We start from the raw sequence: 24,571 nt of genomic DNA, 5'->3' as shown, positions 1-24,571 counted from the left end.
AGACGTTGAGCAGGCCCTGCCTGCGGATACAAAAAAGCCCCGGCTCAGCCAGGGCTTGGAAATTTCGCGCCACGAAATAGAGGCGCCGTGTTTTGTGGCGCGGATCAGTTCAGGCCGGCCCGCTCGAATGCCATCGGCTCACGCTCGCGCAGCTGCTTGAGGGTCAGGGTGCGGCCGTCATCGTCGACAAACCGGTCGATGGTGAGCTGGCCCTTGCTGAACAGCTTGTAGCGAGCCGGGCCGAGCACATCCTCTTGGAACGCTGCCGGCTGGCGTGCAAGCCATTCGCCGTAGGTGGTCTTGCTGCTGACCTGCTCGGCACCGTCCGGGCCTACCGCTGGGCGAGTTGAGCCAGGGATATCTCGGGCAAACTCATCCTTGAGGACTGGGATCTCGGTGGTCCGGCAGTTCCAGTGGAACGGCGGCGACGGCGCGGACATCGGCACCACCGTGCCGTCCAGAGCCCGGCAGAGCGGCGTGGTCCTGCCGTCCAGCGTGGCGACCCGGCGCTTACCCTTCAGGATGTCGTCGTTGTCGGCCATGACCTGCGACCTCGCCGAACTGGCGATATGGTTGGTCATGGTCCGCACCAGTGCGCCAGCCTGGTCGCGCTGCTGCACGCCGAGCGATGTGAGCCGGCGGGTAATCTGGCCAGTCGTTTCGCCCAGCGCCGACCCCATGCGAATCTCGCTGATGATCTCGGCGCTTTTCTTGGTGCCGTACTGGTCGAGCGCGCCGGCGATGCTGATGCGCTGTCGCCCCTTGCCGACCTCCAGATCAAGCGGATCGGCCAGCGCTGCGGCGGCCACCTGCTCGATGCTGGGCTTGTTCAGCTGGACCACCGTTTTCACGACCTTGCCCAGCAGGGTCATGTTGAACTCGGCCTCATACCCGGCGAATTCCGTCAGGTCGAGCACGGCCTGCTGCTTCATCTCGCCGTATACGCCCGCCAGCTCGCCCTGCAGCTCTTGGATCTGCTTTTCGTACCGTTGGGTGCCGTAGCGGCTCAATCCCCCTGATACGCGCGATTTGGCGGTGCTGATTGCCTTCGTGATGAACTTGGCCAGGCGCTTGAGGCTGCCCCCAGCGTAGCGCTGCACGTGCACCTGGTGGCGAGTCGCTGCGTCGGACAGGTAGCCGTCACTGCTCATCCTCGCCGCCTCCGGTGTCGTTGCCGGTCACCGGCGGTTGCTGGGCAAGGTCATCGTCGATTTTCTCGTCACTGCGGTCCGCCTCCAGCACGCCACCCTGACGAAGATTGACCCGAACATCCCGCTTGGCGATGAAGCCCTGCTGCCACAGCTGGATCTGGGCCAGGATGTCCTGGGCGGTCATGGTCTCGTCGAAGAACGACTGGTTGAGCCAGAAGACAGTCCCGTCCTCGTCCGGCTCGCCCATCATGAAGCGCTCAGCGTCGAGGATGGCTCGTTTCAGGGCCTCAGACACGTTGCCGGCGATGGTGCCCAGTACGCTATTGTCCGAGCTGTAGCGGATGCGAACGGCCTCAGCCGTCTCGGCGCCTCCTGCCTTCTGGACGATGCGGGCGCCGATCATCAGCATCTGCTCTTCCTTGTCCTTCAGCAGCGTTCGAGCCAGCTGGCTCTCGGTTGCCTGGACGAGGGTTGCAGTACCGGCCTTTCCGAGGTTGTAGCCCCGGGTCGAACCGATGTGCATGCCGTTCGGGTTCACCTTGGCGAACTCGTCGGCACTGATGTCGGTGGTGATGAACAGCGTGGGCTGCGAACTGATAAACCCGCTCTCCTCCACCGTGGCGCTGTTGCCATAGTGGAGGATGTTCACGTCGGCCAGGTCTTCAAGAGGCGATTTGTCGACGCTGGCGTCGTTGTTCTGCGCGCCGTAGAAGCTGAAAAGGATGTGATCGAAGGCCTGGCCGTTCTTGTCGAGCGGCGAGAATTCGGTGTAGTTGATGCCGTCCTTGCCGTAGATGCGCTGGACATAGCGGCCATCAACCAGCAGCAGGACCCGGTACTGGGTGTCCGTGGTTCGCTCCAGGCTTTCTGGGCTGAACACCGACACGCACTCCAGTAGGCACACGTAGACCAGGCGCTTCACGCCATCGACCACCTGCTCGTCCCAGTCGATGATCGACTCGGCGCCGTAGTGATGGATCAGCGCACTGCGGCCCTGCATGTCTGCCATCGAGGACACACCCTCAACCGCAGGGAAGTCCACGAGGAACCCACCCCGACCGGCATCCAGGCATTCGCCAACGGCATCCTTGGAAAGCTGCTCCAGGCTCGTGCCATCGCCACTGGCGTTCTCTTTCAGGTATTCCACGCCGGTCGGAAGGGTCAGCTCAGCAGTTTTGCGGAACACCGCGCCCAACAGACCGGTACGCGTACGCCCGGTGACGTTCAGGAACATCGCCCGCTTTTTGTACTGCTTGTACCGCGCCAGGTTCTCGGGAGACTTGTTCTCCGGGTCCGGCATCGGCAGGTATTCGTCGTGCTTGCGCACCTCACGGGCGCCGGCCACGCAGCGCTTGACCAGCAGCCAGCCGGGCAAGGCCTCCGAGTACTCTGCCCGGGGAATGAAGTTCGGCATGGGTGGCCTCAGAAAGTGAACGTGATTGGTACGTGGGTAACCGGCCTGCTGATCGGGTAGTCGTGGTGGATGAAGTAGCCACCCGCGTCGTTCGCGTGGTCCACGCCAGATTTCTTGTCGGGCTCACCGTTGGCCGCCCACACTTGCTGCTCCAGGCCATCTGCGTAGGTCGGGCAGCGCAGCGGGTTGATCAGGTAACGCCGCTCGCCATTCGCGTTGCAGAACATCGCGTTCATGGCGTTGATCCGGTCTTTCACTGGCGGGTTGGCGTCGGGCGCGATGACGCTGAACCCGGCCTGGCGCAGGATGGCGATGTCCGTCTCGCTGGCGTTCACCGACTTGCGCGATCCTCCCGAGGCATCGGGATAGATCCTGATCTCGCAGGTCTTCTCATAGTCCCTGCCGTTGTGCCGCCAGTAGCGCTCCTTGATGCGCCGGATCATGTCCGGGGTGTCGAAGCCGTCGATCAGCTCATCCACGGCCCTTGGCTTTCCGTCAGGCCGTTTCACATGGACGATCGCCGCCATCTTGCCGACGTTGAAGTCCATGCCGATGAACAGGGGTTCTCCAGGCTCTACGGTGTCGAAGCAGGAATTCAGCTTCCGGTCGTAGGCGTGGTAGATCGACCCGGAGTTCAGGTTGACGAACTGGCCGTTGAGGTAGGCTAGGATGAGCTGGGCCGGATAGGACTCCATCAGCGACGGGATGTAGTCGGGCGGCAGGTTCAGCTCGTTGTCGAACGTGCTGGCCTGCACCAGGCCGTACATGCCCTGCAGGGCCGGTTTCTCGCGCAGCTGCTTCACGAACTGCTGATAGACGAACTTGAACCCCTCGGGGGTAGTCGTCACATCCACGCCGTTCTTCAGCCCAGGCACGTTGTAGCGCATCCGGGCAATGATCTTGCGCCAGGCGTGCTCGGCCTTGAGCGCGGGCAGAACATCGAGCTCGTCGACCAGGGCGTGCCCGATCTTGAAGCCCACGATGGTCTGCGGCTTCTCCATCGAGCGGCAGATGGTTGTGCTGCGGTATTGGCCGCCGCTGTAGAACTCGACCTCCTTGTCGCTCTCCTTCGTCTTGACCTTAAGGCCCCAGTCGAAGGCGACCTCCTCGATGGTCGGGAAGAAGATGTCGCGAATCTGCGGGTACGTCGGGGCGAAGTAGCCGGAGTTGATCCGAGGCCACTCCCATACGTGCTTGCAGATGCCTGCGCAGCCCACCCAGGTCTTTCCTGAGCCGAAGCCAGCCACGAAGCCACGGAACTTATGCGGCATGTTGATGAATTTGGACTGCGGGACGTTAAGCGTCGGCATCTGGCTTCCTCGCGTCCCGGACAATCACCTCTACCCGCTGCGGGGTTAGGCCATCATCACCGCCACCATCCTGCAGGCGCTTGATCTCTGCCTTGCGCTTTTCGACTTCAAGCCGCTTGAGCTCAATATCCAGCGCATCCTTCTCAGCGAAGAGGTTCAGGTGCTTGCCAAGCAACTCAAGGCCCTTTAGCACGTTCTTGGCATCGAACTCGAATGCCGGAGCAAGTTCGCCAGTGGGCGTCTCCACCAGGATCTGTTCGCCTGACCTGTCGAGCACCGGGGCGACCTGGCGGCAACGCTCAACGACCTCGACGATCCCGGACAGCACATAATCCTGCGTTATCGCCGTTCGTTTTGAGCGCTCCTGCGTGGCCGACCTGAGAGCCTTTTCAATCTCAGGTTTTCTCAGGTTCTCCTGCCCGATGGAAGCGGCTGTCTTTTTGCTGTACCCGGCGCGGATAGCGGCCTGCGTGGCATTCAGGTCTTTCAGGTATTCGTCGACGAAGCGCTGCTGTTTTGCTGTCAGCGCCATAGAGAATCCTTGAGACTTGATGCCTCGCTATGAGGGTCATGAATTTGCGCGCCACAAAACAGCGCATCTCGAATTTGTGGCGCGGGTCAGTCAACGCGCACGATCTTGGCCACGTTCCCCTTGGCCCGACACACCAGAATGGCGGCCAGAAGGTAGAACGCAGTGTTGAACCACGACACATCAGCGAACTCGTCATGGAGCACCATGCGGCCGATGAGGCTGACACACTGCATGCCGGTCACCGCGCAGGCAGCCCAGGCCATCAGGGATACGCCCAGCTTGTAGCGGGCATCGGGGTATGGCCGGTAGCGCAAGCCGATCATCACGAAGATGACGGCGCACAGTGCGGCCTGGATAACGGCAACCATTCAACCCTCCTTCCTGGCTCGCAGGCGGAAGACCCATTGCAGCCACCGGGGCATCTGCCCGGTCTGCATCCACTCCAGCAAGCCAGAGAACGTGACGACGCAGAGCACGCCGCACACGAAGGCGCTGAAGCCTGCGGTTTGCGTCCAGGCCCTGCCCAGCATCTCAGCGGCACCAAGGTAGCCACCGATCCAGCCGGCCAGCAGGTAGCCGATGCGGCGAAGCATGCCAATGTCCTTGGCATAGACGACGTAGAAGAAAGCCCCGCCAAACGCGCCCACCAGGGTGGCCAGGTCCAGTTCAGGGAAGAAAGCGCCCAGGCCGACGCTGGCAAGTAAGCCGGTCACTGCAAGGGCGCCGGTGCTCGGTTCGGCCATTGAAAGGGCTCCAAATCAATAGATTGCTTACTTGTTGGGAGGGAATGCGTTAATTTACTCAAAGCTCGAGAGCAGATCGCTTGCTCGAGGCGTTTGGCTAGCCGTTCACATAGCCTCAGCCGGGTTGCCGGGTGAGGAGGCAAGATTTATTGCCGCCGGCGACTTTCAAAATCCAGTCCAGGTGAAATATGACCAAAGGTACATTCGAGGTTGACTCGATCAATCTCCAGAACCTAATCCCAAATCCGCCATTCAAGCCAACGGTCTTCGGCTCGGTCAAAGCCGGGTCCGGAACCACGTTGACTACTAGTTTCCCGGCACCAGAGGGGCTTGACGACATGACAATCGCCCAGATCAAAGCGCTGCTGATTGGGCAAGTACGGAAAGACGTGGGACTGGAAGATTGATCTAGCCTTTGTAGACGGTGAATGCCACGAGGCAAATCGATGCCAGGAGAGAAGCAAGCGAGATCCAAAGAGTGATGCTTTGCCCGCGCCTCTTTTGAGATCGCTCAGAAAAGCGCTCCAGCTCCTCCCGCAGATCTAGCTTACTGGGGGAGTTTCTGAAGCGCTCTTCACATATCTTCTCGAAGCCTTCAAAAATTGTTCTTAGATGACGTGCATCCGACGCTTGCTCGCCAATCGCTATGATCAGATTGTCGACCTTCGAGGTCAGTTTTTCGATTGAAGACTCAGTTCGATCAAGCCTTTGCTCGAATGAAATTATCCGCTCTTCAAATGCGCTCATACGCTCTGCCATCGCACTAATTAGTTTATCGTACTCTGCCATGCCAGATTCTCATCAAGGCTGAAATGGTGGGCAGTATATGGCTAAATGCTGGCTGCGTCCCCTTTCCCTGCCATCCCCCTCAGAACAAGATCAACCTTAACGGAAAGCTCAGTTAGGCGCTCGGCGATAGCAGCATCGCTCTGCTCAATCAGTGCGATCCTGCTTTCCAGCTCGGTGGCCAGCTGTGATTCGCTGAGCTGAGCCTTGATCTGATCCAAGAGGTCGGTAACGCTGGGCTGCTTCGGTTGCTCAGCGTCTTGAACGCCAATGCCGATGCCGGCAGCGACGTACTGCCCTTGCTCGTTAATGCTCAGCTTCACCTTTAATCGGTCAGGATCTTTGACGTACAGAAGACTGTCGATAGCTGCCTGGCAGATGAATGTCTGGCCATCGACAACAACGAAAGGAGTAGCCAGAGCGTTGTCTGCATTCACCTTGGCGCTGTCCTCGCTGGTAATCCGCGGCCAAGGGGGGGTAATAGCGTGCCCCTGAGCAGCAATCAGCGCGCCCTGGGCTGCGACCTGACTTCCGCAGGTGGCGACCCGGCCCTCGCAGGCAGTGACGCGGGATGCAAGCTCTGAAACGAAAGAGGCTTCTGCCTTGCTCGAGAGCATCATCTGCAGAGTGACGCTAAAGCTGTGCAGCGCTTCGATGCTGGAGCGCAATGACGCGAGGGTTTCGTTGGTTTCGGACATTTGCATGCTCCAGATACGAAAAAGCCCCGGCATGTACCGAGGCTCAGAATGGGTGCGGAGGGCCGGTGCGTACCCGGCTTGCTGGTCTGGCTCGCTGGGTCACGTACCCCAGACTCTCATCGCGTAGTCGATCAGGGAGCGCACGGCTTTGATCGACGCCACTACCGACTTAGCCCAGCTGCCTGAGCGTGTCATCCGCATAAAAAAGCCCGCACAGGGCGGGCAAAGAGGGATCGTGCTTTTTTAAATCTGGTGGCTGTAGAACAGCGAGTACGACTCGATACCGTCGTTGGGCTGCTTAATGCCAGCGTTGGAGTAGTGAATCGCTCGGATGCCAACCTTCTGCGTCTCGCCGATCTTCAAGCCCGCACCGATGCGGTCTTCGAAGTTGAAGGCCGAACCAAAGTCCTGGTCACCTGCGGACGTACCAGAGAAGACCGCCAGGCCGATGCCAGCCTCAACGAATGGCTTCACGTTACCGCTGCCGAACTCGTAAACGAAAACTGGCGCAAAGGACAGCGAGTGAGCGCCACCGGAAGCATCTCCTGCTTCCCAATAGGTATACCCAGCATCCCAGTAACCGGTTAGACGGCCAGTACTGGATTCAAACCAGCTTTTGTCCCAGTTAAAGCCAACGCCTGCACGCGCCGTAATGCCGCCTTGACTTGTCGCACCCAGCGCCCCGGAAAGCTCAGCTGCTCCGGCAGACGCAGCGACAAGGGACAGTGCTGCAGCAGCTAGAACGGTTTTCATAATCACGGTCTTCCATGTTTGTTTAGTTAGCAACCTATCAGAATCATAGCGCCATCAAAACGTTCCGTGCTACACAAAAAAAATCTGACCTCGCCAGAGGTGGCGTCGGGCCTCTTGAGGGCCTCATTGGGCAATAAAACCCGGCTTTTGGGGCCGGGCCTTGATTAGGTGCTAATTGTGAATCTTGGTCGCTTACGGCGTTGCGCTACTCCCCGGCCATCCCAAGGGTGGCCAGACTCGTTCCACTCGCTGATGACCGACTCTACTTTGAGCCTCATCCTGGTGTATCGGCATTTCTGGAGCTTCTCGCACAACGCCTTTACCGGCTCTGCCTTAAACCACTCTCCACGCACGTGATGCTGCTGCATCTCCAGGTGAAGAATTGATTCAACCTTGATATCACCCTCCAGCACGCAGTGCACCAGCAGCTCTCGCGCTGATCCTACCTGCATGTTGACCAGGCGGGCGCTCAGGTCTGTGGCGTAGCCAATCTTAACGAATTCATCACCAGCAGCGCCGATGATGTAGACGACCTTCTTGCCAGCCCATGCGGCATCAGGAGCTTTCGGCTTTGGCTGATGTGCTGCGCAGTAATGCGTGCCTTCCAAGGCGTCTCGGAGGCAGCGTGCTCGTTGGCAAATGTTGTAGCTGGGGAGACTGGACGTCTCAATGAAGGGGAAGCGATGGATCTGGGTCATGAAATCTCCAGACCATCCTGCGTTCGGCGTCGCCATCATCAGGCGCAGGAATCACAGGATGGACGTATATTGGCTCATTGGCTCAATCGGCGTCAAGCGACATCTGCCACCAAAAGGCCTTCATGTTCGAGAATGTGCTGGGCCTCGACCAGGGCGGCGTCTACCTCGCGCTCCAGAGCCTTGCGGATATCCCGCCTCCAGCGCTCTTGGGTCTTGATTGGGTGTGGCTCGTTGCTCCAGTTGTCCATCTCGTACCAGGCGGCTGGCAGGACGCTGGTACTGCGCTTACCGTCCACACCTGGCAGCTTGGGCATGGCCCAGGTCAGGATCGCGCAGTGGCGGAAACGCTCCGGTGCCGGCGAGCGATGAGAGCGGGTGATTTCCTCGATCGCGGCGTGCTTGCGGTCGACGTGCGTCGAATACTTCGCCACCAAGTGCCGCCAGTGCTCCGAGGTGAGGTTTTTGTGCAGCCGGCTGAACACCATGCAGTCGAAGAGGAAGGCAGCCTCCTTGCCCACGATGGCGCCCTTCTGCTTCGCCGCTTGGACCTTCGGCTCGAAGTCGCAACCGCCCGCGCTGTTGATCGTCTCGGCCGCCAGGGCGCGGACCACTGCCGATACCACGTTCTGATAGTTCACTGTCCACCCCCTGCCCGCTTGGCCTTTCTCAAAATGAATTCTTCGTAGCTGCGCTTGCGGCGCACTGCGCCGGCCCATGACAGCGATAAACCACCCACCACCATGAGGGCGGCCAAAATCAGGAATCCCCATGCTGGTGTCATGCTGCGACCCTCCGTAGGTCTTTGAGTTTTTGCCTGTACAGGGCCTTAATGGCCTGCAGGTCTTCGATGGTCAGGCGCTGGGGCTTATGAGGCCCTTCGAGCCAATCAACCTGGTCGGCACCGATGCGTTTCACTAACCGGATGCGGTACTCGACCGCGTTCCCCGACAGGTTCCGGTTGCACTTAACGCACTGGCGGTGGACGTTCAGCGGCTCGAACCGCAGTTCCGGGCAAGCACCCACCGATCGGTAATGGCCGGCGTCCCAGCGGCTGCCGGTGATGAGGTCGTGGTCGCTCGGCAGCGAGTCGCAGCTGATGCACGGCAGGCCGGCGTCGCGTTCGCGGATGTAGGCGTTGAACGCGGTCTGGGCCTCGGCTATGTGCTCGCGACGGGTCTTCAGCTTCTCCCGACGCTCCTTGAGGTCTTCCCGGGCCTGCTTGGTGATGGCCTTGGCCGCAACCTTCTGCACCTTCGAATCCTTCGACATGGCCAGCGCACAGGCGATGCTGCATATCTTCTGCGTGGTCATAGTCGGCTTGAAGCGCTGGCCGCAACCTGGTGCCTTGCACTTCTTCGGCTTGATCTCCTTGGTCAGGCTCATGCCGCCTCCTCGCTCAGCAGATCGCTGAACACCACACCCTGCGGCGCGAACTCGGCCACGATGCGGTCCGTGTATTGGCAGCCCTGGGCCCGGTCGAACAGCCTGGTCACGGGGAATCCATCCGGCCCGAACATCGCGCACGGCCCCATCAGGCGCAGCTTCACCTCATACGGCAGGTGGATGAACGACTCGGCCCAGCCGGTGCGGAACTCGGCACAGCCGGCACGCATGATCGGCACGCCGAAGTGCAGCTTGCAGTACCGGCGCACATCCTCGATGTCGCCCATCTCGGTGCTCTTGGCGATGCGGTCGTACATGGCGAACCACAGAGCGTTCTGGTCCAGGGTGCGGTCCTTGCCGGGGCGCATGGTGACCACGACGAACTTCTTGTCGCGGAACAGGCGGGTGAGCATGGTGACGGCCTCGGACAGCTTGGCCTGGGAGTTGACGGAGATTTTCTCAGCCACGCTTCACCCCCTTGCATGCCGCCCTGATAACCCTGGCCGCCCTGACGAAGCCGCTGGCAGTTCCGCAAAACATCGCCCAGGCCAGGTACAGCGCGTACATGGCCAACATCGCACCACCAGCGCCCATGACCGCGTAGCCAACGAGTTGAGCGAAATTATTCATGGTCATGGCTTACCCCTTACGCAGCTGGTGCGCACGATGCTGAAAGTGCCCTCAAGGTCGGCCTTGGCCTGCACAGCCGCCTGCTGACAAGCCTCGGCAGACTCCATCGGCACGGAGGTCATCGCCGAATCCTTGCCGGCGGTGAACAGAACGATCAGGAAGTAGGCAGCGATCATGGCTTCACCTCGACCTTCAGGCCCTGGGCCTCGATAGCGTCCCGGCAGTCCTTCAGCGCTGCCTCGTAGGTAGGCTGGTACAGCCCTTGTGATTGATAAGGCTCGCGCGGCAGCTCCACCACCACGGCCTCGCGGGAGGCCTGCCAGCCCTGCTGGAACGACTCCCAGTCAGCCTGGGCCATAGGATCGATGTAGTTGTTGCCCTTCGGAGGCAGGCGGCGGTGATCGCGGGAGTTGGTGCGCTCGAAGGCTTCACGCATTTCGCGCATCTTGTTGGTGTCCATCAGTGCTTCTCCTGCATGGCTTTGCCGATCTCGGCGGCGGCTTGCGCGATTACTCGACGCGTCTCGATGTCGCCCAGGCCGGCTACATGCACGTTGAACGGTTCGCCAGTGGTTGAGCGCTCTTGGTAGGCGCATGCTGTGTCGCACTCAGGGATGAACTGGATGCAGATGCCAAGCTTCATGGCCAGGCGCAGCGCATCGCCGTCATCTTCCAGCGGGTTCCATGTGTATCCATTGCGGCCAGAGCAGCGAGATACGTACACCCCATCAAGTTCATCTGGACATTCCAGCTTGAGTCCGGCGCGCATAGCAGCCTTTGCCGCCAGATCCAGCAGTTGTTGATCGGACATGCTCACACCCCCTCCCCGGCCGGCTGCCCGGCGCGCTTGATGTTCAACTTGGCCATCAAAACTTCTCCTTCCCGTAGCGCGACGCCAGGCTTGTGACTTTGCTCGTCTGGTCGGACGGTTCTGGCTTCCAGCCTGCGGCGAGGTTTTCGAATCGGTTGTATTGGCCAAGGAAAGCGGCACGGACAGTGCCGGTTTCCACATCACGGCCTTTGCCGACGATGATCTCAGCCACGCCTTTGTGTTCGGTGTTCTCGTTGTAAACCTCGTCCCGGTACACAAAGAGAATCACGTCGGCATCCTGCTCAATGGCACCTGACTCGCGAAGGTCGGAAGGCACAGGGCGCTTGTTCGGGCGCTCTTCACACTTGCGGGATAGCTGACTGAGCAGCACGACTGGGATGCCAAGCTCACGAGCCAGAAGCTTGCAACCACGGCTGATGCTGCTGACTTCCTCGGTGCGGTTGCCGCCCTCTCCCTCCATCAGCTGTAGGTAATCGACCATCAGAAGGTCCAGGCCGTATCGCATCTTGTGCCGACGAGCCAGGGATCTGATGCGACCAACAGTCGCCCCGGCCCGGTCAGCAATGCACAGCCCAGACTGTTTGATTTTCCTGGCAGCAACGCCCATTTCAGTTCCGTGCGATTGGCAGGCAGTGCCGTTCTTGATCAGGCTGAGCGGGATGCGGCCCTCTGACGCCATGGCGCGATCAATCAGTTGGCCTTTGCTCATCTCAAGACTTACCACCAGCGCAGATTTCGCCTGGCGGATAGCAGCGTCGATCACGAAGCCCATCGCCAGAGTGGTTTTGCCCATGGCTGGACGGCCAGCAACAATGATCAGTTGCTCCGGCTGAAGGCCGCCGATCTTCTCGTCCAGGTCATTCAATCCGGTGGACAAGCCGATAAGCGCCTCGCCCCGGCAGTGCCGGTCATGACGCGCCTGCCATACCTCAAGCTGCTCATCGAGGATATCGCTCGCCATAACCACGTCGTCGCCATCAACGCCAGCATCGATTGCCATAGCGGCAGCCTGTACGGCCACGATCTTCGATTGAATGTCGCCTTCACCTTGGACGATATCGAGCGTCTTTGCGCTCAAGTCGTACAATTCGCGCTCAATGGCTCGATCACGAACAATCCCTGCGTATGTGCCGGCGCTGGCAACGCTTGGCGTGTTCTTTACGATCTCGGCGCAATAGGAAAGCGCCTTGTCGCCAGTCGGCAAATGCCCGATGCGATCAGCAACCGTCAAGAAATCAACCGAACCGCCGTCAGCGCGGACTGCCATGATCCCGCGATACACCGCAGCGTTTTCCGGGAAGTAGAACGACTCTGGGGTGATGTCGTCAGACAGCGTTTCAATCAGTTCCGGTCGCTGGAGCATTGCCCCGAGCAGGCCGTGCTCTGCCTCAAGGCTGTATGGATCACGCATTTGCGCGGCCCTCCATCACATCCCGGAACACGTCACGGCTCACCAAGGCCTCAAGAAACGGCAAGCGCTTCATGCCGCGGTAGAAAACCTCGCACAGCTTGGCGGCCTCTTCGAAGTAATCAGCCCAGAAAGACAGGTCCTGGTGCACGGGATGCTCGACCCAGCGTTCAGCGATTAGGCCCTGGATCTTCGCGTCGAGCACCGTCACGACAGAAAAACGAGGGCAGCGCTCGTGATACAGGTCGACAATCTGCTGGTACGGAGCTGCGATTGGCGCCGGCTTGGCCTCGGTGCGCACACGCTCGCGCCTTGCCCAGCCGACCAGCTTATTGGTCCAGCCCGCAGCGGTATCGTGGGTTTCTGGATGAGCCGAATGGTGGCAAGTGAAAGCGGCGATCAGTTCAGGTGTGAACAGGGATACGCTTACGCCTTGAGCAAAGGCATAGGACTTCAGGGCCTTCTGGTCCGGTTTCCAGCCAAGGGTCATCGGGCGGTAGCTGGAGCCTTCGAAAATGTCGGCCACGCCCGCCTGAGCAGAGTCTGAAGTAGTCTCTGTTGTATTCTCTGTAATAGCGTGTTGGTTTTCCCCTGACTGGTTCGGTGGTTCTCCACAGGCTAGTTTGCTGGTTTTCCCCAAACTAGTTTGCTGGTTTTCCGCATCCAAGGATGATTGAACCTTTTCGAGGTCGACACGGTAGTAAAGCTTGCATGGCAGGCCCTGCTTCTTCTCCTGCATGAAGCCAAGCTTCACGAGCTTCTTGCGTGCGCTCTCCTGCTCATAACGGGTAAGGCCTGTCTCGGCCTCCCACTCGACCTGGGACTTGTAAAACCAGCCTTCAGAGTCATTGGTACGGCTCGACCAGTAAACCGCCTGAGAAAGCATCAGGGCGCCCGTAGCGCCGGCTCCGAGCTTTGCAAAAGCACTGTGATAGGCAACCGGCCGATCAAGCATGGCTTGAAGCGGCATAGTGTTCTGGCCTCTGAGAACGGCAACCTTGCTCATGCCACCACCTCCGGATTGGAAGCGGCCAGCACTAGTTTCGGCCTGCCAATGAATTCAGTTGGTAGATGCTTGAGCAGAATGCTCTTCGAGGTTGCAGCAACCATTACGATCCAGCGCGGGATCATCTCTAGTGAAGGCACGTTGAAACGAACGACGCCCTGGTCATTCCACATGACAATGCCTTCCTGACGAGCGAACTGGCAAAACAGCTCAACGCGGCGCTCATCGCTCTCGGCAAGCGTCATGCCTACGACGATATCTTCAACTGACAGGTAATAGCCCCCGTCCGACGTAGTGCAGACCGAGTTGCACCAGCCTGACAGCGCTTCATGGAACTCGTGGGCATACCCCCTGAAGAACTCCCGAGAGTCGTTTACTCGCTGAAGCGAGAAGTAGTCGTGGATTTCGCGCTCAACGGCCTGCGGGTTCGCAACCTCCCCGTAGAAAAGGAGATCAAAAGGAAGTGGGGCGCTAGTCGAGTTCGAAAGCTCAAGGCAGCGCTGACTTGGGGCGCGCTCCGTCATGCCGATCTTGTAGATTCCAGGCATTGCCTGATTGCCCAAGCAATAGATAAATCCGTAGTTCATGCCTCACCCCCTGCCAGAGACGCACGAAGATGCTCGACGCATTCGCGACGGCACTCGCTTTTGGCAGATGGGCTGTACTGGAAACGGATCATCCTGGCGGCATGCATAGCTGCCGATTGGTGGAATGCTTTGTTGTGCGCCACGAAATCGTGGTTCGCATTTTGTGGCGCGAGGGCCACGGTATTGCTTTGGATGGTCTGATGCATATATGATGACCTCACACAAGCGTTACGAATGCAGTTGAATCAGCCGACCTAGCCCGTCGGCTTTTTCGTTTCTGCTTTTTGGGTTTTTCTGCTTTCAACGGCAGTTCCTCATGAGTCCCTCAGGGGCTTATAAGCCCTTGCGAAACGACCGAACATTGCTTCGGCCAGGCTCGGTTCTCGTCATCCGGTTCAGAGCCTCATTGATGATTTGTGCCGCCAGTTGCTCAGGGGTTAAGCCCTTCTGCCTGGCGAGATACGCCAGATCTGAATTGCCTTTCCCGTCGAGCTGGATCTCCAGCTCTTTGCTTTCTGGCACAGGGCCTCCTCGGCCACTTCAGGCCACGTCAGTCTTCGCGTTAAGCTCTTGCATCATCTGGTCGAGACCGCGCTCCAGAATTTCCCTGGCGAGCACAGCCTTTTGCGTGCGCTTGAAACGAGCCATCGCCGAAAGCAAGTCGTCGGCAGCCTCATCCAAGCGAACCTTGGTGGGCTTGTTGTGCAGGTGGTCGGGGTCGAAGTACGACACGGTTGGTTCCTTTGTGGTTGAAAGTGATTAAGCGGCGGAAAGCGCGTGGGTCGGATTGCTGTCGATCTGGCTCCATGGGAACGAAGGACACAGGTCGGCACGATTCACAGCGCCATTCGTAAGCGCCTCAATCTGTAGTGCGCGCTTGGCTGGGACCGTGCGCTCTCCTGAACACCATTGGTTGACGGTTGGTGCCGCAACATTCAGCCGGCGCGCCAATTCCGCCTGGCTGCCCAGCACGCGGGATGCTTCTTTGGCTGCTTCTGCTGATTTCATGAGTTCTCTCCTGGAGATTTACCGATGAATATAAGGCATTACCTTATTTCGTACAAGCCATTGCCTAACCGCGCTGGCGATAGGCCTAATTAGGCAATGCTTACCGGACCAGAATTAGGTGCAGCCATTGATGCTGCGCGGATCGCCAAAGGCGTATCCAAGAAACAGCTCGCAGACGACTTCCAGGTGAAGCCTCCGTCGGTACAGGGCTGGGTGAAAAACGGCAGGATCGACAAGTCCAAGCTGATGGACGTGATCGCTTACTTTTCTGACGTAGTGGGTCCCGAGCACTGGGGGCTTCGCCCTGGCTTCTCCTACGAGAGCATCCAGGACGTCACTTCGGAGCCTGTCGCAGAGCCGGCGCCAACCTCAGCTGCCGACATGGTTCGCGCCATGCTCGCCAAGCAAGGCAAGAACTTGTCGGATTCGGCGCGCGCGCAGTTGATTGCAGCCGCCGAAGCGACCGATGAAGGAAATGTGATTACCGTAGATTTCACCCGACCCGGCCTGGTCGGGGACGAGGTTCGGATAGCCCACTACGATATCCGCGCTGCAATGGGGGGCGGCCAGATCCCGCACGACTACCCGGAAATGCTCAAGGATATTCGCGTCAGCCCCAGTCACCTGCGGGAAATCGGCGTCGAGTTCGAAGAGCATTACCACCTGAAGGTGGTCACCGGCTGGGGCCAGTCGATGGAGCCCACCATAAAGCACCGCGACCCGCTGATCGTGAACATCAACGTCCGCGACTTCGTGGGCGATGGGGTGTACCTATTCGTCTGGGATGACCTGCTCTATATCAAGCGCCTGCAGGTGGCTGATGAGGAGCATTACGAGATGATTTCGGACAACCCGAGGCACAAGGATCGGCTGATCCGCAGGGATATGACCTACATCCAGGCCCGGGTGCTGCTGGTCTGGAACGCACACCTGGTATAGCCATGCCCCTAACCAAGCCCAACCAAGAACTACGCCGCGACCTCCAGGGCCTGGCCTCTGACCTGAAATGGTCAGCGGTCGAGCTGAAACGGATTGCTGAGCGCATCAGCCTGTCCGGGAATGACCCAGATGCTCAAGCCGTACTGAGGATGTGCCGGTCCTTTCAGGACGCCGAGGAAAGGCTTGCCGGATATGCAGAGGAAACCCACCTGGGGCTAATTGTCCGGGTAAAGACACCTTGCGAGGTGCCAGAGTGAGGATCCGCCGGGCTGGGGAGGATCGGTTGGTGGGGTATGGGGATGAGGTGAAGGCGGGACTTATCCTCAGAGAGCAAGCGTAATGGCAGGACTGGGTGCTGCTGGTGTGGAATGCTCATTTGGTATGAGCCGGCAGATCCCATCCCACCTCAAGGTGGACTCAAAACAATTACGAGAAACGGATAACTCATGAAGCGCCCTCTGATTGAGCCAAGGCTGGTCGGCAAAAGGTTCGATGACCATACGATTCCCTTAGAAATTCTCAAAGACCTTGCGGTTTTAGAGGAGTTTCTGATTGCAGTAGCGAAGTGGATTTATGTCCAGGACAACAGCCGGCAGCGTACACCCAAGGGTTTCACAAGCCCGCTTACGCTTGCTTTGGCTGAGGTGAAAAAAGGCAGCGCCTGTCCAGCAATAGTCATCGAGTACGAAGATCCTTCAGCTGGGCTGTTCCCAGCTGCCAATGAAGACTTCTTCTACCGGGCCGCAGACGCTATTGGCAGAGCAATTGATGCAGCGGAACACAACGAACCCATCACCCAGCTCCCGGCAAATCTTCTCGGATACTTTGATCGCTTTGGGCGAGGATTACGCGACGGTGAGATCCTTGAGTTTTTCCCTGGACAAGCGAGACCGGCAAGGCTCACTAAGCTGACGCGCAGGCGCCTACTGCTAGCTTCCCAGAACGAGGAAATCACTGAGGAGGTTACCGTTCGCGGGCTGGTTTCAGAGCTTGACCAAGCGAAAATGAGTTTTGAGCTTCAATTGCCGACTGGTCGGAAGATCACGTCGTCTGTGGATGCGATCCACCTCGATACCATCCTCGAAGCAACGAGCGGCTACAGGAAAGGCGTGAAGGTCTCGATTTCTGGTGTAGCTCGATTTGACCGGCATGAGCGGCTAGACTCATTTGACATGATTGAGGATGCCGTCATCATCGACACCAATGATCCCTTGGCTCGCATCGACGATCTCAGACTTCTGAAGCCTGGATGGCTCGACGGAATCGGCGCCGTCCCTAGCAAATCTGAGTTCGATTGGCTCGAGTCGTTTTTCGCTTCAAGCTACCCGGCCACTCTGCCGACGCCCTACATCTATCCGACCGAGGATGGAGGGATTTTGCTTGAGTGGAGAACGGCTAACCAAGACATGAGCATGGACATTGACCTCGGAGCGCGCCAGGGTGATGTGCATTGTTTCAACACCCAGACCAAGCAAGAAATCGCAGAAGTTTTTGACTTGAGTGACCCTGAGCACCTGCAAAGTCTGATTGACCTGATTTCTAAGGCTGCTAAGGGAGAGATTTAATGAAAGGAAACACACGTCTTTTACGCCAGGTTAATCCGAATTGGATTCAGGACGGCCGGATCACATCTCAGGCTTTCAGCCCCACGCCCAAAGATGAAATGAAGCTTTCTTGCTACGATGGGGATCTGATTGATCCGCCTCAGGCTCACGAGCATTTCGTCAATACTCTTGGACTCCGCTCGGTCGGGGTGCTAGCAGTCACAGCTGATGAATGCCAAGCCCTGGAGCTTCCAGCCCTACCTGATCCAGCGCCTTTCAAGGAGCATGCGATCATAAATTTTGAAGGCAATGGAAAGAGTGATATCAGGCGAAAGTCCAAAGAATTAAGGTCACTCGCTGAGGCTCGCGATTGGCTCTACAAGCCCTAACGAGCAGTAGCCCGCCTCGGCGGGCTTTTTCATGCCTCCAGCAGATCCGCCGCTTTCTTCTGACGCTTCTGCTCGTACATCTCATTGTCTGCAATGGTCAATGCTGCTGCTATGCGAGTAGTTCTGGTTGTGACGGCAAGGCCATACGATGCCTTGATACCTTCAGCGTCAAGTGCCGCCTCTAGTCGACTGCAGAGCGCATGGCCAGCGGCCAAGTCACAGCCAACGCCGATAATCCCAAACTCATCGCCTCCCAACCTGGCAACCACATCCTCAGACCTGGAGGCTGCCTGTAATGCGGACGCGGCGCGTTTAATCAAAGAGTCACCCGCCGCGTGCCCCTGGAGATCATTGACGGTTTTCAGCTCATCCAGATCGACGACTATCACGACAGATGATTGCCGGTACCGCTGATAGCGCGCCTCTTCTTTGGCGAGCAGTTGCTCCCAGCCACCCCGGTTGTATAGTCCGGTCAGGGCGTCAGTGAGGGCTTGGGCCTGGAATCGCTCCGCACGCCTCTCCTCCTCGTCGACTCTCAGTTCCATCTGCAAAATGGTGCTAAGCATCTCACCAAGCACCTCGATCAGCTCTTGGTGCTCGCATATATCGTCCGGCTGGACTGATGGATCAATTCCGCACAATGTCCCAAACAAACGACCATCCGCGAATCTCAGGGGAACGCCGATGTAGGCGCCGATCGGAATTTTTCGACCAATCTCGGCTGCAGCATACGCCGGCACCTGGTTTGCGTCAGCGGCTATGTTCGGCCCCAGCCCTTTGACCATCTCGCAGCAGAAGGAATCATCCCAGTTGAAAACATCACCTGGGACAACTCCGTAGCCTTTATCGTCACTGTGCAATACAGTCCAATCGTTACCCTCTGCACGAGTAACCATACATAACTGGAAGCCGAGCTTTTGACGCAGAAAAGTCAGCGCTCTGATAGACGCGCTTTCAAAATTATTCATGACAGACCTCAGGGAGCGCACAATGCGATATGCAGCCAGGAGCAGGTGCAGCCGTGAAGGGCAGCCTCCCTGCGGGGGCAGATTATAAGGCCAATCCTTAGGCTCAGAGGGGCGTTTTTATGACTTCACGCTTTTTTCACGCCCTGCCCTGCACAGTGAAGGCTCATCCGATTTCCCTACGTTAGCCCGCATAGCAGTGCGGGCTTTTTTGTGCTCGTCAGAAAGGCGCCTCCTCCTCAAGCTTCTCCTCCACCCAATCCCTCTCTACGACCAGGTCGTCGCGATCCTCGACGCTCTGCAGCTCCCATCGCACTGTCACGCTCTCGTCGTCGTTGAACGTTAGGTCAAGCTCCGGCGTCTCGGCCAGCAGGCCCATCACCTCCTCCCACTCCATGTCTCCATCCGTGTCCAGGCGATGGATTGTCACCCAGCGCTGCGACTGCGCGATCGGGTGATTGATCATCGAGGACACCCGCAGGCCCAAGCGCTCAAGGGCGGTCATCTCTTGGCGAGGTTGCGGGTTCGACTTCTTCTGCTTGGCCATACCTTCCTCCGTTAACTGTACATCCATCCAGTATTAGGCAGAGCTTACCCGAGCCATCGAACGATGCAAGCCCGAATAGCTGATTAGGCGCAAATGAAAAAAGTTAGGCATTAACTATTTACAAGAATTAGGCATTGGCTTATCGTTCATTCCATCGAGGCGCCACACAGCACCTCGGGAGGCCCTCAAGCCTAACCGCTCTTTAACAACCAAGACCGCCGAGCCTGCAGGCATAGCAGGCCACCATCCCCGCAGGGCTCTGGTGCGATCAGGTGTGCCGCAATAGAGCGGCATCCAAGCGGCGCGCATGCCTCGACAGATGCAGGAAGCGCGATACCGGGTGAGCGACCGGGGCCTGAGAGAGAACAGAACGATTTACTGATGCCGGTTCACTGAGCCGGCATTGGAAATCAACTGGAGATCACCGAAATGACCAACCGTGAAGCGCTCCGCAACGCAAACCACCAGCGCGATCTTGCCCAGGCCGAATCCCGCCGCTGGCAGCTCAAGGCGCAAGTCAGCGGCGATGAAGCCGACTGGGTGCAGCACCGCCTGGCTCAGCAGGACGTTGTGCACTGGGGCTTGCAGGCCAGCTACTACAGCAATGCAGCATGACCGGCGATTCACTGAAGCACCTTGGCGACCGGGTGCTCACCAAAGCCACTTGCACCAGGTGGTTTTGGTGACAAGAGGAACGACCATGCGAAAAGGCATTATCTACGGCGTGGGCATCAACGACGAGCGAACCACGAATGGATGCCCCTTCTACAACCGATGGAAGGGCGTAATCAGAAGGTGCTTCGCTCCCGGCAAGAACGAAGCAGCTCGCTATGCAGGCTGTTCGGTTGATTCGGAGTGGCTGAGATTTAGCGTGTTCAAGCGCTGGATGCAGGACAAGCCTTGGGAAGGAAATCACCTGGACAAGGACATTCTCAGGCCTCAGGAGAAACGCTATTCGCCTGACACCTGTGTCTTCGTGCCGATATGGATCAACACGCTGCTTAACGACTGCGCTGCAAGCTCAGGCGCTTTGCCGACAGGCGTGTACCTGTTCCGCAAACGCTACATAGCTCGTGCGCATGATGGTCATGGCAAACGCCTTTTCATCGGCAGCTTCGACTGCCCGCACGAAGCGCACAGGGCCTGGGCTACAGCCAAGGCCGGCGTAATCCGGCAAGCGGTGGACCAATACCGCACCACTGACCGATTTGATGAGCGTGTCTGCACTGCCCTGCTGGATAGGGCTGCCAGGCTCGTCGCGACCTGAAATCAACCGCCCTGGAGGGCAAGACGATGCCGTCATATCGCAAAAAGCCAGTCGTAATCGAAGCAGTACAGTGGTTTAAGAATGGCGATCACCCGGACGACTACAGCAAAGACCATGACGGCCTTGAAAATGGCGAGATGCGCATTTTCAAGGCCGCTGAACGAAAGGCGAATGGCTGGGAGGGTGATGTGGTGCGCTATTTCCGCGACCCCTATGTTGACGGAAATACCGAGTGCAAGCACTGCGGCAAGACCATGCACGAACATGGATGGATCGAGACGCTGGAAGGCGGTCATATCGTCTGCCCTGCTGACTGGATCATCACCGGCGTGAAGGGTGAGCGATACCCCTGCAAGCCAGACATCTTCGCCGCCACCTACGAGCCAGCGTAATTCCCTGACAGCCGGAAAGACGGCCCGATGCCCTGCTCCCCATCGCTGGCTGCATCGGCGGCCACTCTGAACGCGAGTTGATCGCCGCGAATTGTGAGCGTGGGTAGCGTCTCGCCGCATGGTGAGGCGTCCCGACACCCGGTTTGCCCCGGAGAGTGGCCACCGATGCATCCCGCATCCCATTCTTGAGTGCCGCTGCGATTCCAGCGTGCGATCACTGGAGGATTCGCCATGTAACAGGACAGCGCGCCGAGGCCTTCCAGCTCGGCACTGCCTCAGAGAGCAATACCTCTGATGAAAGCCCGGGCAGTACTCGGGCTTTCACGCTTCACACCTTCCCTTCACATACGACCGCATCGGCAGGCGCCAGGCCACCTTCACGGTGGGTTTGGTCACCCGCCTGAGGACTTCTTATGCGCGAATCTCGGCTCATCTACGGGATGGGCGTAAACGATCTGCCAGCAGGAGCCATAGGCAAAGGACGAGCGCCGTTTTATCTGGCCTGGCGTGGAATTTTGGAGCGCTGCTACTCAGATCGGTATCAGCGCAAGAATCCCTCCTACGAGGGGTGCTCTGTGAGCGATGAATGGCTGCGCCTATCGCGGTTCAAGGCCTGGGCAGACGGCCAAAAGCACGAAGGCCTGGTGCTGGATAAAGACCTTCTCGTACCCGGAAACAGGATCTACAGCGCCGAGACATGCGTCTTCGTCCCGGTGTGGGTGAACAGTTTCCTGTCGAACATGGTGCCTCGAGGTGGCGCGCTTCCAATGGGCGTGGCGCCGCACTCAAAGCGCTACAAGGCCAGGTACAAGCACGACACGCACACCGAAATCATCGGCTACTACGAGACGCCGGAGCATGCTCACGCTGCGTACAGGAAGTATCGACTGGCTGTGATCAAGGAGCGGATAGAGCGCTACGGAGTCGCGCCTGAGGCCAACCCAAAGGTCACCATCGGCCTGCTGCGCCTTTACGTGGCCGAGGCCCGCCGGGTCGACCAGCTGCTCCTGCAGTGCGCCAATTAACCAACCTGACCGCCTGGCTCCTGGCCAATGCGGTCCTGAGGATCACCCATGTACCAGCCACCAGAACCATCTGGCGTAGGCCGCTGCCTGCGCTGTGCAAGCTGCATCGAAGAATCCGAGCAGGTCGGCGGTATCTGCTTCGAGTGCCAGCCAACAGAGGCCGGCGAGCAGCCAGCCTTCCCCGTGCAAGCTAGCGAGTACGGCGGACACGGCACCTGCTTTGGCCTGACGATCATCGACTACTTCGCAGCCAAGGCAATGAACGGCTACCTGGCCAATGCATGGCAGGCGAAGGAACTGGATGACACCGGCGATAGCTCAGGAGAGCAAATGCGCATCGTCGCTGAAATCTCCTACGCCATGGCACGCGCCATGCTCGCCGCCCGGGTGAAGCCATGAGCGGCTGGATCAAGTGCAGCGACAGGCTGCCGGAGGTTGGGACCAGGGTTCTTGCTTGGAACGAACAATACGGTGCCCGTGAGTCGCTTTACCGCGAATACGGCAAGGGCTCGATTGCTCACTCCCTCGGATATCCGCCGTACTTCTCGTGGGAAGAGCCGCAAAGCAGTTGGGCTTCAAGCTGGAAACCGACCCACTGGCAGCCCCTCCCTTCCCCACCCACCGAGTAACCCACCACCTGGAGGCGACCATGGCCGTCACAGTCGAGACTGCTGCCGTCTTCCGTGGCGGTGGTCGTCGCTGGTTCACGCTGCGTGCTGCATGCGCGGCAGAGGCACGCGAGCTACTCAAGAAGCACTGCGATTGCGACTACTGCGATCACGAAGGCTATGGCAGAGAGCACCTCTACTGCCGCCTTCACCACCCCGACCGATACCCGCGAATCATGCAGCGCCTGACGAAAGGCCTCATGCGGCGCTATCGGGCATCCCAACCGTAACTGGAGGCGACCATGGGCGCACTTCGAGCAGCACAATGGCAGTACGACCATGCTGAGCCGGAAGACGACTCGGCGTATCAGGAAGCGGCGCAGAACTGGATCGAGAGCAAGGCCGAGGAGCTGGTCGGCGGCTGCGATGTTCTGATCCCGCAGCGTTTTGGCGGCCCGGTGGGCGTGCGCCAAGAGCAGTTCGTGGCCAAGGTCGCCGAGCACCTTCGGTCGCTGCAGGAAGCCGAGCAGGACGACATCACCGCCCTTGCCCAGCTTCTTCTACAGGCCCTGACCGGCGGCCCGGTTAAAAGCATGGTCGAGAACATCGTCGGCCAGAGCAATCACGCAAACGGCAAGCTGTACGAGATCGCCGAGGCAATGCTTGAGCAGTACGTCGACCAGGGCCTGAGCTACGACGCCGACGAGGCAAGGCTATGAGCCCTCACAGCATCGCTACCAGCGCCATCGAGGCCGCAATCAAGACGATGCTTCTGCCGGGCTCTGGCCCGGTGGAGGATGCGAAGGCTGAGACGATGGTCGTCGCCTACTTCTCCATCCTCGTCATCGACTCCAACGAGTTCAAACACTACTGCGAGCGCATTCGGCGTATTGCCGTTCGGCGCAAGGAGGCTGCATGAGCGGGATTGATTGGAGCAACGCGCCGGACGGCGCTACGCACTTCGGCCTCGAAAACGAGTTCTACTTCTCCGCTTGGTACAAGGTCGAGGGTGACCAGATCCTCGCTTACAGCGAAGACGGCAGCGCCTGGATCGAGGCAACTGACAGCTGTGTATTCCCCAAGGTATCAAGCCTTTCCATCAGGCCTGAACCTTGGACCGGAGAAGGTTTGCCCACTATCGGCTCTGAAGTCGAGATTCAGCGAGGTGGATGGTGTATCCGCAAGGAATCGGAAGGGTTCATTGGCGCTAAGGTCGTGGTTAGAGCGCACTTCCGAATGGGGTCAGGCGCCGAAATGATTGCTGTCGACGGCGGACCTGATCTTGGTTGTGAGGTTTTCAGGGCTGAAATGGCTAGGCCCATACCTACGCCAGAGCAGATCGCGGCGGAAGAGAAGAATAAGGCCACCGATGATCTATTCATGACCATGTGGCCAAACGAAACTCTTCACGAGTGCGAACCGTGCAATCCAAGGTGGCGCGCATGTTTCAACGCCATCAGCGCCGGCTACCGCAAGCAGGAGGCATCATGACCACGCCGATTTTTCCGTCGATCATCGACGACCAGGTGGCCGAGGTTGCCCAGGCCGTGCCAGATGACCGCATCCTGATGGTGTTCAAGGGCCTGACCATGGAAGACGCCATGAATCAGGCGCGCATGGCTCACATCGAGAACCCTGCGGCCTGGTCGGGCCGGGCCTACCTCTGCGGCATGTGCACCTTGGCCTACGAGGTGCGGGCATGAAGGTGGTTGGCTGGAAATCAGGAGTTCCTGATAGCGACCGAGTGGTCCAAGCGCTGCGCCAACTCGACAACGGATCACGCGTTCGATGGAGATGTCGATTCCACTCCAATGAAGGTCGATGGGCTACCCATGACGGAATCTTCATTGGCAGCGTGCTGGGGTGGAGAGAACTGAAATGACCAGCTTCCAGCGCGCCCGCCGCATCGCCACCTGGCGTGGCAGCTTCGCCACCCTTTTTATCTGCACCGCCTGGA

The 24,571-nt window shown here is 58.8% G+C and carries 42 protein-coding genes; 16 read left to right on the top strand and 26 right to left on the bottom strand.

The annotated features are described in order from the left end of the window. Nucleotides 1-104 precede the first annotated feature (104 nt). The 6 genes from KDB76_RS13180 to KDB76_RS13155 all read right to left on the bottom strand — a co-directional run bounded on the left by KDB76_RS13180 (nucleotide 105) and on the right by KDB76_RS13155 (nucleotide 5,150). On the bottom strand, nucleotides 105-1,151 hold the full coding sequence (locus KDB76_RS13180; RefSeq protein WP_038409525.1) for a minor capsid protein: 1,047 nt from the start codon (nucleotides 1,149-1,151) through the stop codon (nucleotides 105-107). Beyond that, nucleotides 1,141-2,565 carry a DUF4055 domain-containing protein gene (locus tag KDB76_RS13175; RefSeq protein WP_038409524.1) on the bottom strand — a complete coding sequence of 475 codons (1,425 nt, stop codon included), beginning with the start codon at nucleotides 2,563-2,565 and terminating at the stop codon, nucleotides 1,141-1,143. Before KDB76_RS13175 ends, KDB76_RS13180 begins: the two co-directional genes overlap by 11 nt. An 8-nt stretch (nucleotides 2,566-2,573) precedes the next feature. Continuing rightward, complete coding sequence (locus KDB76_RS13170) at nucleotides 2,574-3,875, bottom strand: terminase family protein (protein WP_038409522.1); 1,302 nt, start codon at nucleotides 3,873-3,875, stop codon at nucleotides 2,574-2,576. After that, on the bottom strand, nucleotides 3,862-4,407 hold the full coding sequence (locus tag KDB76_RS13165; RefSeq protein WP_038409520.1) for a terminase small subunit: 546 nt from the start codon (nucleotides 4,405-4,407) through the stop codon (nucleotides 3,862-3,864). Before KDB76_RS13165 ends, KDB76_RS13170 begins: the two co-directional genes overlap by 14 nt. Nucleotides 4,408-4,493: 86 nt before the next feature. Then, complete coding sequence (locus tag KDB76_RS13160; RefSeq protein WP_029886756.1) at nucleotides 4,494-4,775, bottom strand: phage holin family protein; 282 nt, start codon at nucleotides 4,773-4,775, stop codon at nucleotides 4,494-4,496. Then, nucleotides 4,776-5,150, bottom strand: coding sequence for a putative holin (locus KDB76_RS13155; RefSeq protein WP_038409518.1), 375 nt, complete (start codon nucleotides 5,148-5,150; stop codon nucleotides 4,776-4,778). Between the two features lie 188 nt (nucleotides 5,151-5,338). Between KDB76_RS13155 and KDB76_RS13150 the strand changes: the two genes are divergently transcribed. Beyond that, nucleotides 5,339-5,557, top strand: a complete 219-nt coding sequence (locus tag KDB76_RS13150) for a hypothetical protein (protein ID WP_038409517.1) — start codon at nucleotides 5,339-5,341, stop codon at nucleotides 5,555-5,557. A 1-nt stretch (nucleotide 5,558) separates the two neighbouring features. On the opposite strand, the gene KDB76_RS13145 is transcribed toward KDB76_RS13150, so the two are convergent. The 15 genes from KDB76_RS13145 to KDB76_RS13075 form a co-directional block, all read right to left on the bottom strand. Beyond that, nucleotides 5,559-5,939, bottom strand: a complete 381-nt coding sequence (locus KDB76_RS13145) for a hypothetical protein (protein ID WP_038409515.1) — start codon at nucleotides 5,937-5,939, stop codon at nucleotides 5,559-5,561. A 41-nt stretch (nucleotides 5,940-5,980) separates the two neighbouring features. Then, nucleotides 5,981-6,634 (bottom strand): hypothetical protein, encoded by a 654-nt coding sequence (locus KDB76_RS13140; RefSeq protein WP_038409514.1) that lies wholly within the window; start codon nucleotides 6,632-6,634, stop codon nucleotides 5,981-5,983. A 243-nt stretch (nucleotides 6,635-6,877) separates the two neighbouring features. Beyond that, nucleotides 6,878-7,387, bottom strand: coding sequence for an acyloxyacyl hydrolase (locus KDB76_RS13135; RefSeq protein ID WP_038409512.1), 510 nt, complete (start codon nucleotides 7,385-7,387; stop codon nucleotides 6,878-6,880). A 164-nt stretch (nucleotides 7,388-7,551) separates the two neighbouring features. Continuing rightward, nucleotides 7,552-8,085: a GIY-YIG nuclease family protein gene (locus tag KDB76_RS13130; protein ID WP_038409511.1), complete on the bottom strand. Its 534-nt coding sequence runs from the start codon at nucleotides 8,083-8,085 to the stop codon at nucleotides 7,552-7,554. A 92-nt stretch (nucleotides 8,086-8,177) separates the two neighbouring features. Next, nucleotides 8,178-8,723: a hypothetical protein gene (locus tag KDB76_RS13125; protein WP_038409510.1), complete on the bottom strand. Its 546-nt coding sequence runs from the start codon at nucleotides 8,721-8,723 to the stop codon at nucleotides 8,178-8,180. After that, nucleotides 8,720-8,866, bottom strand: coding sequence for a hypothetical protein (locus KDB76_RS13120; protein ID WP_200873968.1), 147 nt, complete (start codon nucleotides 8,864-8,866; stop codon nucleotides 8,720-8,722). Before KDB76_RS13120 ends, KDB76_RS13125 begins: the two co-directional genes overlap by 4 nt. Next, nucleotides 8,863-9,468, bottom strand: a complete 606-nt coding sequence (locus KDB76_RS13115; protein ID WP_038409508.1) for a recombination protein NinG — start codon at nucleotides 9,466-9,468, stop codon at nucleotides 8,863-8,865. Before KDB76_RS13115 ends, KDB76_RS13120 begins: the two co-directional genes overlap by 4 nt. Beyond that, on the bottom strand, nucleotides 9,465-9,935 hold the full coding sequence (locus KDB76_RS13110; RefSeq protein ID WP_038409507.1) for a hypothetical protein: 471 nt from the start codon (nucleotides 9,933-9,935) through the stop codon (nucleotides 9,465-9,467). Before KDB76_RS13110 ends, KDB76_RS13115 begins: the two co-directional genes overlap by 4 nt. Next, nucleotides 9,928-10,104: a hypothetical protein gene (locus tag KDB76_RS13105; RefSeq protein WP_153811171.1), complete on the bottom strand. Its 177-nt coding sequence runs from the start codon at nucleotides 10,102-10,104 to the stop codon at nucleotides 9,928-9,930. Before KDB76_RS13105 ends, KDB76_RS13110 begins: the two co-directional genes overlap by 8 nt. Continuing rightward, on the bottom strand, nucleotides 10,101-10,274 hold the full coding sequence (locus tag KDB76_RS13100; RefSeq protein WP_158491228.1) for a hypothetical protein: 174 nt from the start codon (nucleotides 10,272-10,274) through the stop codon (nucleotides 10,101-10,103). The genes KDB76_RS13105 and KDB76_RS13100 overlap by 4 nt, the downstream gene beginning before the upstream one ends. Next, nucleotides 10,271-10,558 (bottom strand): hypothetical protein, encoded by a 288-nt coding sequence (locus tag KDB76_RS13095; protein WP_038409503.1) that lies wholly within the window; start codon nucleotides 10,556-10,558, stop codon nucleotides 10,271-10,273. The genes KDB76_RS13100 and KDB76_RS13095 overlap by 4 nt, the downstream gene beginning before the upstream one ends. Further along, nucleotides 10,558-10,908: a hypothetical protein gene (locus KDB76_RS13090; protein ID WP_049870817.1), complete on the bottom strand. Its 351-nt coding sequence runs from the start codon at nucleotides 10,906-10,908 to the stop codon at nucleotides 10,558-10,560. Before KDB76_RS13090 ends, KDB76_RS13095 begins: the two co-directional genes overlap by 1 nt. 55 nt (nucleotides 10,909-10,963) lie before the next feature. Next, a complete protein-coding gene (dnaB, locus tag KDB76_RS13085; RefSeq protein ID WP_038409501.1) occupies nucleotides 10,964-12,340 on the bottom strand; it encodes a replicative DNA helicase in 1,377 nt (458 codons plus the stop codon). Beyond that, the gene (locus KDB76_RS13080; RefSeq protein WP_049870816.1) at nucleotides 12,333-13,343 is read right to left on the bottom strand and encodes a DnaT-like ssDNA-binding domain-containing protein; all 1,011 of its coding nucleotides are present in this window, start codon (nucleotides 13,341-13,343) and stop codon (nucleotides 12,333-12,335) included. The genes dnaB and KDB76_RS13080 overlap by 8 nt, the downstream gene beginning before the upstream one ends. After that, entirely contained in the window at nucleotides 13,340-13,930 is a 591-nt protein-coding gene (locus tag KDB76_RS13075; protein WP_049870815.1) for a GIY-YIG nuclease family protein, read from the bottom strand. The genes KDB76_RS13080 and KDB76_RS13075 overlap by 4 nt, the downstream gene beginning before the upstream one ends. Nucleotides 13,931-13,959: 29 nt before the next feature. Between KDB76_RS13075 and KDB76_RS13070 the strand changes: the two genes are divergently transcribed. Then, entirely contained in the window at nucleotides 13,960-14,142 is a 183-nt protein-coding gene (locus KDB76_RS13070; protein ID WP_158491227.1) for a hypothetical protein, read from the top strand. Between the two features lie 121 nt (nucleotides 14,143-14,263). On the opposite strand, the gene KDB76_RS13065 is transcribed toward KDB76_RS13070, so the two are convergent. Genes KDB76_RS13065 through KDB76_RS13055 form a run of 3 tightly spaced genes read right to left on the bottom strand, consistent with a single transcriptional unit; the run spans nucleotide 14,264 to nucleotide 14,938 of the window. Further along, nucleotides 14,264-14,452 (bottom strand): hypothetical protein, encoded by a 189-nt coding sequence (locus KDB76_RS13065; RefSeq protein ID WP_038409500.1) that lies wholly within the window; start codon nucleotides 14,450-14,452, stop codon nucleotides 14,264-14,266. An 18-nt stretch (nucleotides 14,453-14,470) separates the two neighbouring features. Beyond that, the gene (locus KDB76_RS13060; RefSeq protein WP_012053015.1) at nucleotides 14,471-14,662 is read right to left on the bottom strand and encodes a hypothetical protein; all 192 of its coding nucleotides are present in this window, start codon (nucleotides 14,660-14,662) and stop codon (nucleotides 14,471-14,473) included. Nucleotides 14,663-14,689: 27 nt separating this feature from the next. Further along, nucleotides 14,690-14,938, bottom strand: a complete 249-nt coding sequence (locus KDB76_RS13055) for a Cro/CI family transcriptional regulator (RefSeq protein ID WP_016486618.1) — start codon at nucleotides 14,936-14,938, stop codon at nucleotides 14,690-14,692. Between the two features lie 96 nt (nucleotides 14,939-15,034). Here KDB76_RS13055 and KDB76_RS13050 point away from each other — a divergent pair, with 96 nt between their 5' ends. The 4 genes from KDB76_RS13050 to KDB76_RS13040 all read left to right on the top strand — a co-directional run bounded on the left by KDB76_RS13050 (nucleotide 15,035) and on the right by KDB76_RS13040 (nucleotide 17,810). Next, nucleotides 15,035-15,877, top strand: coding sequence for a S24 family peptidase (locus KDB76_RS13050; RefSeq protein ID WP_038409499.1), 843 nt, complete (start codon nucleotides 15,035-15,037; stop codon nucleotides 15,875-15,877). 2 nt (nucleotides 15,878-15,879) lie between these two features. Next, nucleotides 15,880-16,134: a hypothetical protein gene (locus KDB76_RS29785; RefSeq protein ID WP_038409498.1), complete on the top strand. Its 255-nt coding sequence runs from the start codon at nucleotides 15,880-15,882 to the stop codon at nucleotides 16,132-16,134. Between the two features lie 189 nt (nucleotides 16,135-16,323). Further along, nucleotides 16,324-17,442, top strand: coding sequence for a hypothetical protein (locus tag KDB76_RS13045; protein ID WP_038409497.1), 1,119 nt, complete (start codon nucleotides 16,324-16,326; stop codon nucleotides 17,440-17,442). Further along, the gene (locus KDB76_RS13040) at nucleotides 17,442-17,810 is read left to right on the top strand and encodes a hypothetical protein (RefSeq protein ID WP_038409496.1); all 369 of its coding nucleotides are present in this window, start codon (nucleotides 17,442-17,444) and stop codon (nucleotides 17,808-17,810) included. The genes KDB76_RS13045 and KDB76_RS13040 overlap by 1 nt, the downstream gene beginning before the upstream one ends. A 29-nt stretch (nucleotides 17,811-17,839) precedes the next feature. Here KDB76_RS13040 and KDB76_RS13035 read toward each other — a convergent pair whose 3' ends face one another. After that, on the bottom strand, nucleotides 17,840-18,778 hold the full coding sequence (locus KDB76_RS13035; RefSeq protein WP_038409495.1) for a sensor domain-containing diguanylate cyclase: 939 nt from the start codon (nucleotides 18,776-18,778) through the stop codon (nucleotides 17,840-17,842). 217 nt (nucleotides 18,779-18,995) lie between these two features. Beyond that, on the bottom strand, nucleotides 18,996-19,322 hold the full coding sequence (locus tag KDB76_RS13030; RefSeq protein WP_038409494.1) for a DUF1654 domain-containing protein: 327 nt from the start codon (nucleotides 19,320-19,322) through the stop codon (nucleotides 18,996-18,998). A 429-nt stretch (nucleotides 19,323-19,751) separates the two neighbouring features. Between KDB76_RS13030 and KDB76_RS13025 the strand changes: the two genes are divergently transcribed. The 10 genes from KDB76_RS13025 to KDB76_RS12975 all read left to right on the top strand — a co-directional run bounded on the left by KDB76_RS13025 (nucleotide 19,752) and on the right by KDB76_RS12975 (nucleotide 24,317). After that, entirely contained in the window at nucleotides 19,752-19,937 is a 186-nt protein-coding gene (locus KDB76_RS13025) for a hypothetical protein (protein ID WP_038409493.1), read from the top strand. Nucleotides 19,938-20,022: 85 nt separating this feature from the next. After that, nucleotides 20,023-20,589, top strand: a complete 567-nt coding sequence (locus tag KDB76_RS13020) for a hypothetical protein (RefSeq protein ID WP_049870814.1) — start codon at nucleotides 20,023-20,025, stop codon at nucleotides 20,587-20,589. Between the two features lie 26 nt (nucleotides 20,590-20,615). After that, nucleotides 20,616-20,981 (top strand): hypothetical protein, encoded by a 366-nt coding sequence (locus KDB76_RS13015; RefSeq protein ID WP_038409492.1) that lies wholly within the window; start codon nucleotides 20,616-20,618, stop codon nucleotides 20,979-20,981. A gap of 413 nt (nucleotides 20,982-21,394) precedes the next feature. Then, on the top strand, nucleotides 21,395-22,006 hold the full coding sequence (locus tag KDB76_RS13010; protein WP_049870813.1) for a hypothetical protein: 612 nt from the start codon (nucleotides 21,395-21,397) through the stop codon (nucleotides 22,004-22,006). 48 nt (nucleotides 22,007-22,054) lie between these two features. Next, nucleotides 22,055-22,405 carry a hypothetical protein gene (locus KDB76_RS13005; protein ID WP_049870812.1) on the top strand — a complete coding sequence of 117 codons (351 nt, stop codon included), beginning with the start codon at nucleotides 22,055-22,057 and terminating at the stop codon, nucleotides 22,403-22,405. A 250-nt stretch (nucleotides 22,406-22,655) separates the two neighbouring features. Continuing rightward, on the top strand, nucleotides 22,656-22,904 hold the full coding sequence (locus tag KDB76_RS12995) for a hypothetical protein (protein WP_038409490.1): 249 nt from the start codon (nucleotides 22,656-22,658) through the stop codon (nucleotides 22,902-22,904). A gap of 12 nt (nucleotides 22,905-22,916) precedes the next feature. After that, entirely contained in the window at nucleotides 22,917-23,333 is a 417-nt protein-coding gene (locus KDB76_RS12990) for a hypothetical protein (RefSeq protein WP_038409489.1), read from the top strand. Then, a complete protein-coding gene (locus KDB76_RS12985) occupies nucleotides 23,330-23,533 on the top strand; it encodes a hypothetical protein (RefSeq protein ID WP_038409488.1) in 204 nt (67 codons plus the stop codon). The genes KDB76_RS12990 and KDB76_RS12985 overlap by 4 nt, the downstream gene beginning before the upstream one ends. Beyond that, nucleotides 23,530-24,105 (top strand): hypothetical protein, encoded by a 576-nt coding sequence (locus KDB76_RS12980; protein ID WP_038409487.1) that lies wholly within the window; start codon nucleotides 23,530-23,532, stop codon nucleotides 24,103-24,105. Before KDB76_RS12985 ends, KDB76_RS12980 begins: the two co-directional genes overlap by 4 nt. Next, nucleotides 24,102-24,317 (top strand): hypothetical protein, encoded by a 216-nt coding sequence (locus KDB76_RS12975; RefSeq protein WP_038409486.1) that lies wholly within the window; start codon nucleotides 24,102-24,104, stop codon nucleotides 24,315-24,317. The genes KDB76_RS12980 and KDB76_RS12975 overlap by 4 nt, the downstream gene beginning before the upstream one ends. The last annotated feature ends 254 nt before the right edge of the window (nucleotides 24,318-24,571 follow it).

Origin of the sequence: Pseudomonas sp. JS425, assembly GCF_018223845.1 — a bacterium.
In the GTDB taxonomy this organism is placed as follows: domain Bacteria; phylum Pseudomonadota; class Gammaproteobacteria; order Pseudomonadales; family Pseudomonadaceae; genus Aquipseudomonas; species Aquipseudomonas asiatica.
This window is presented reverse-complemented; position numbering and strand designations above follow the sequence as displayed.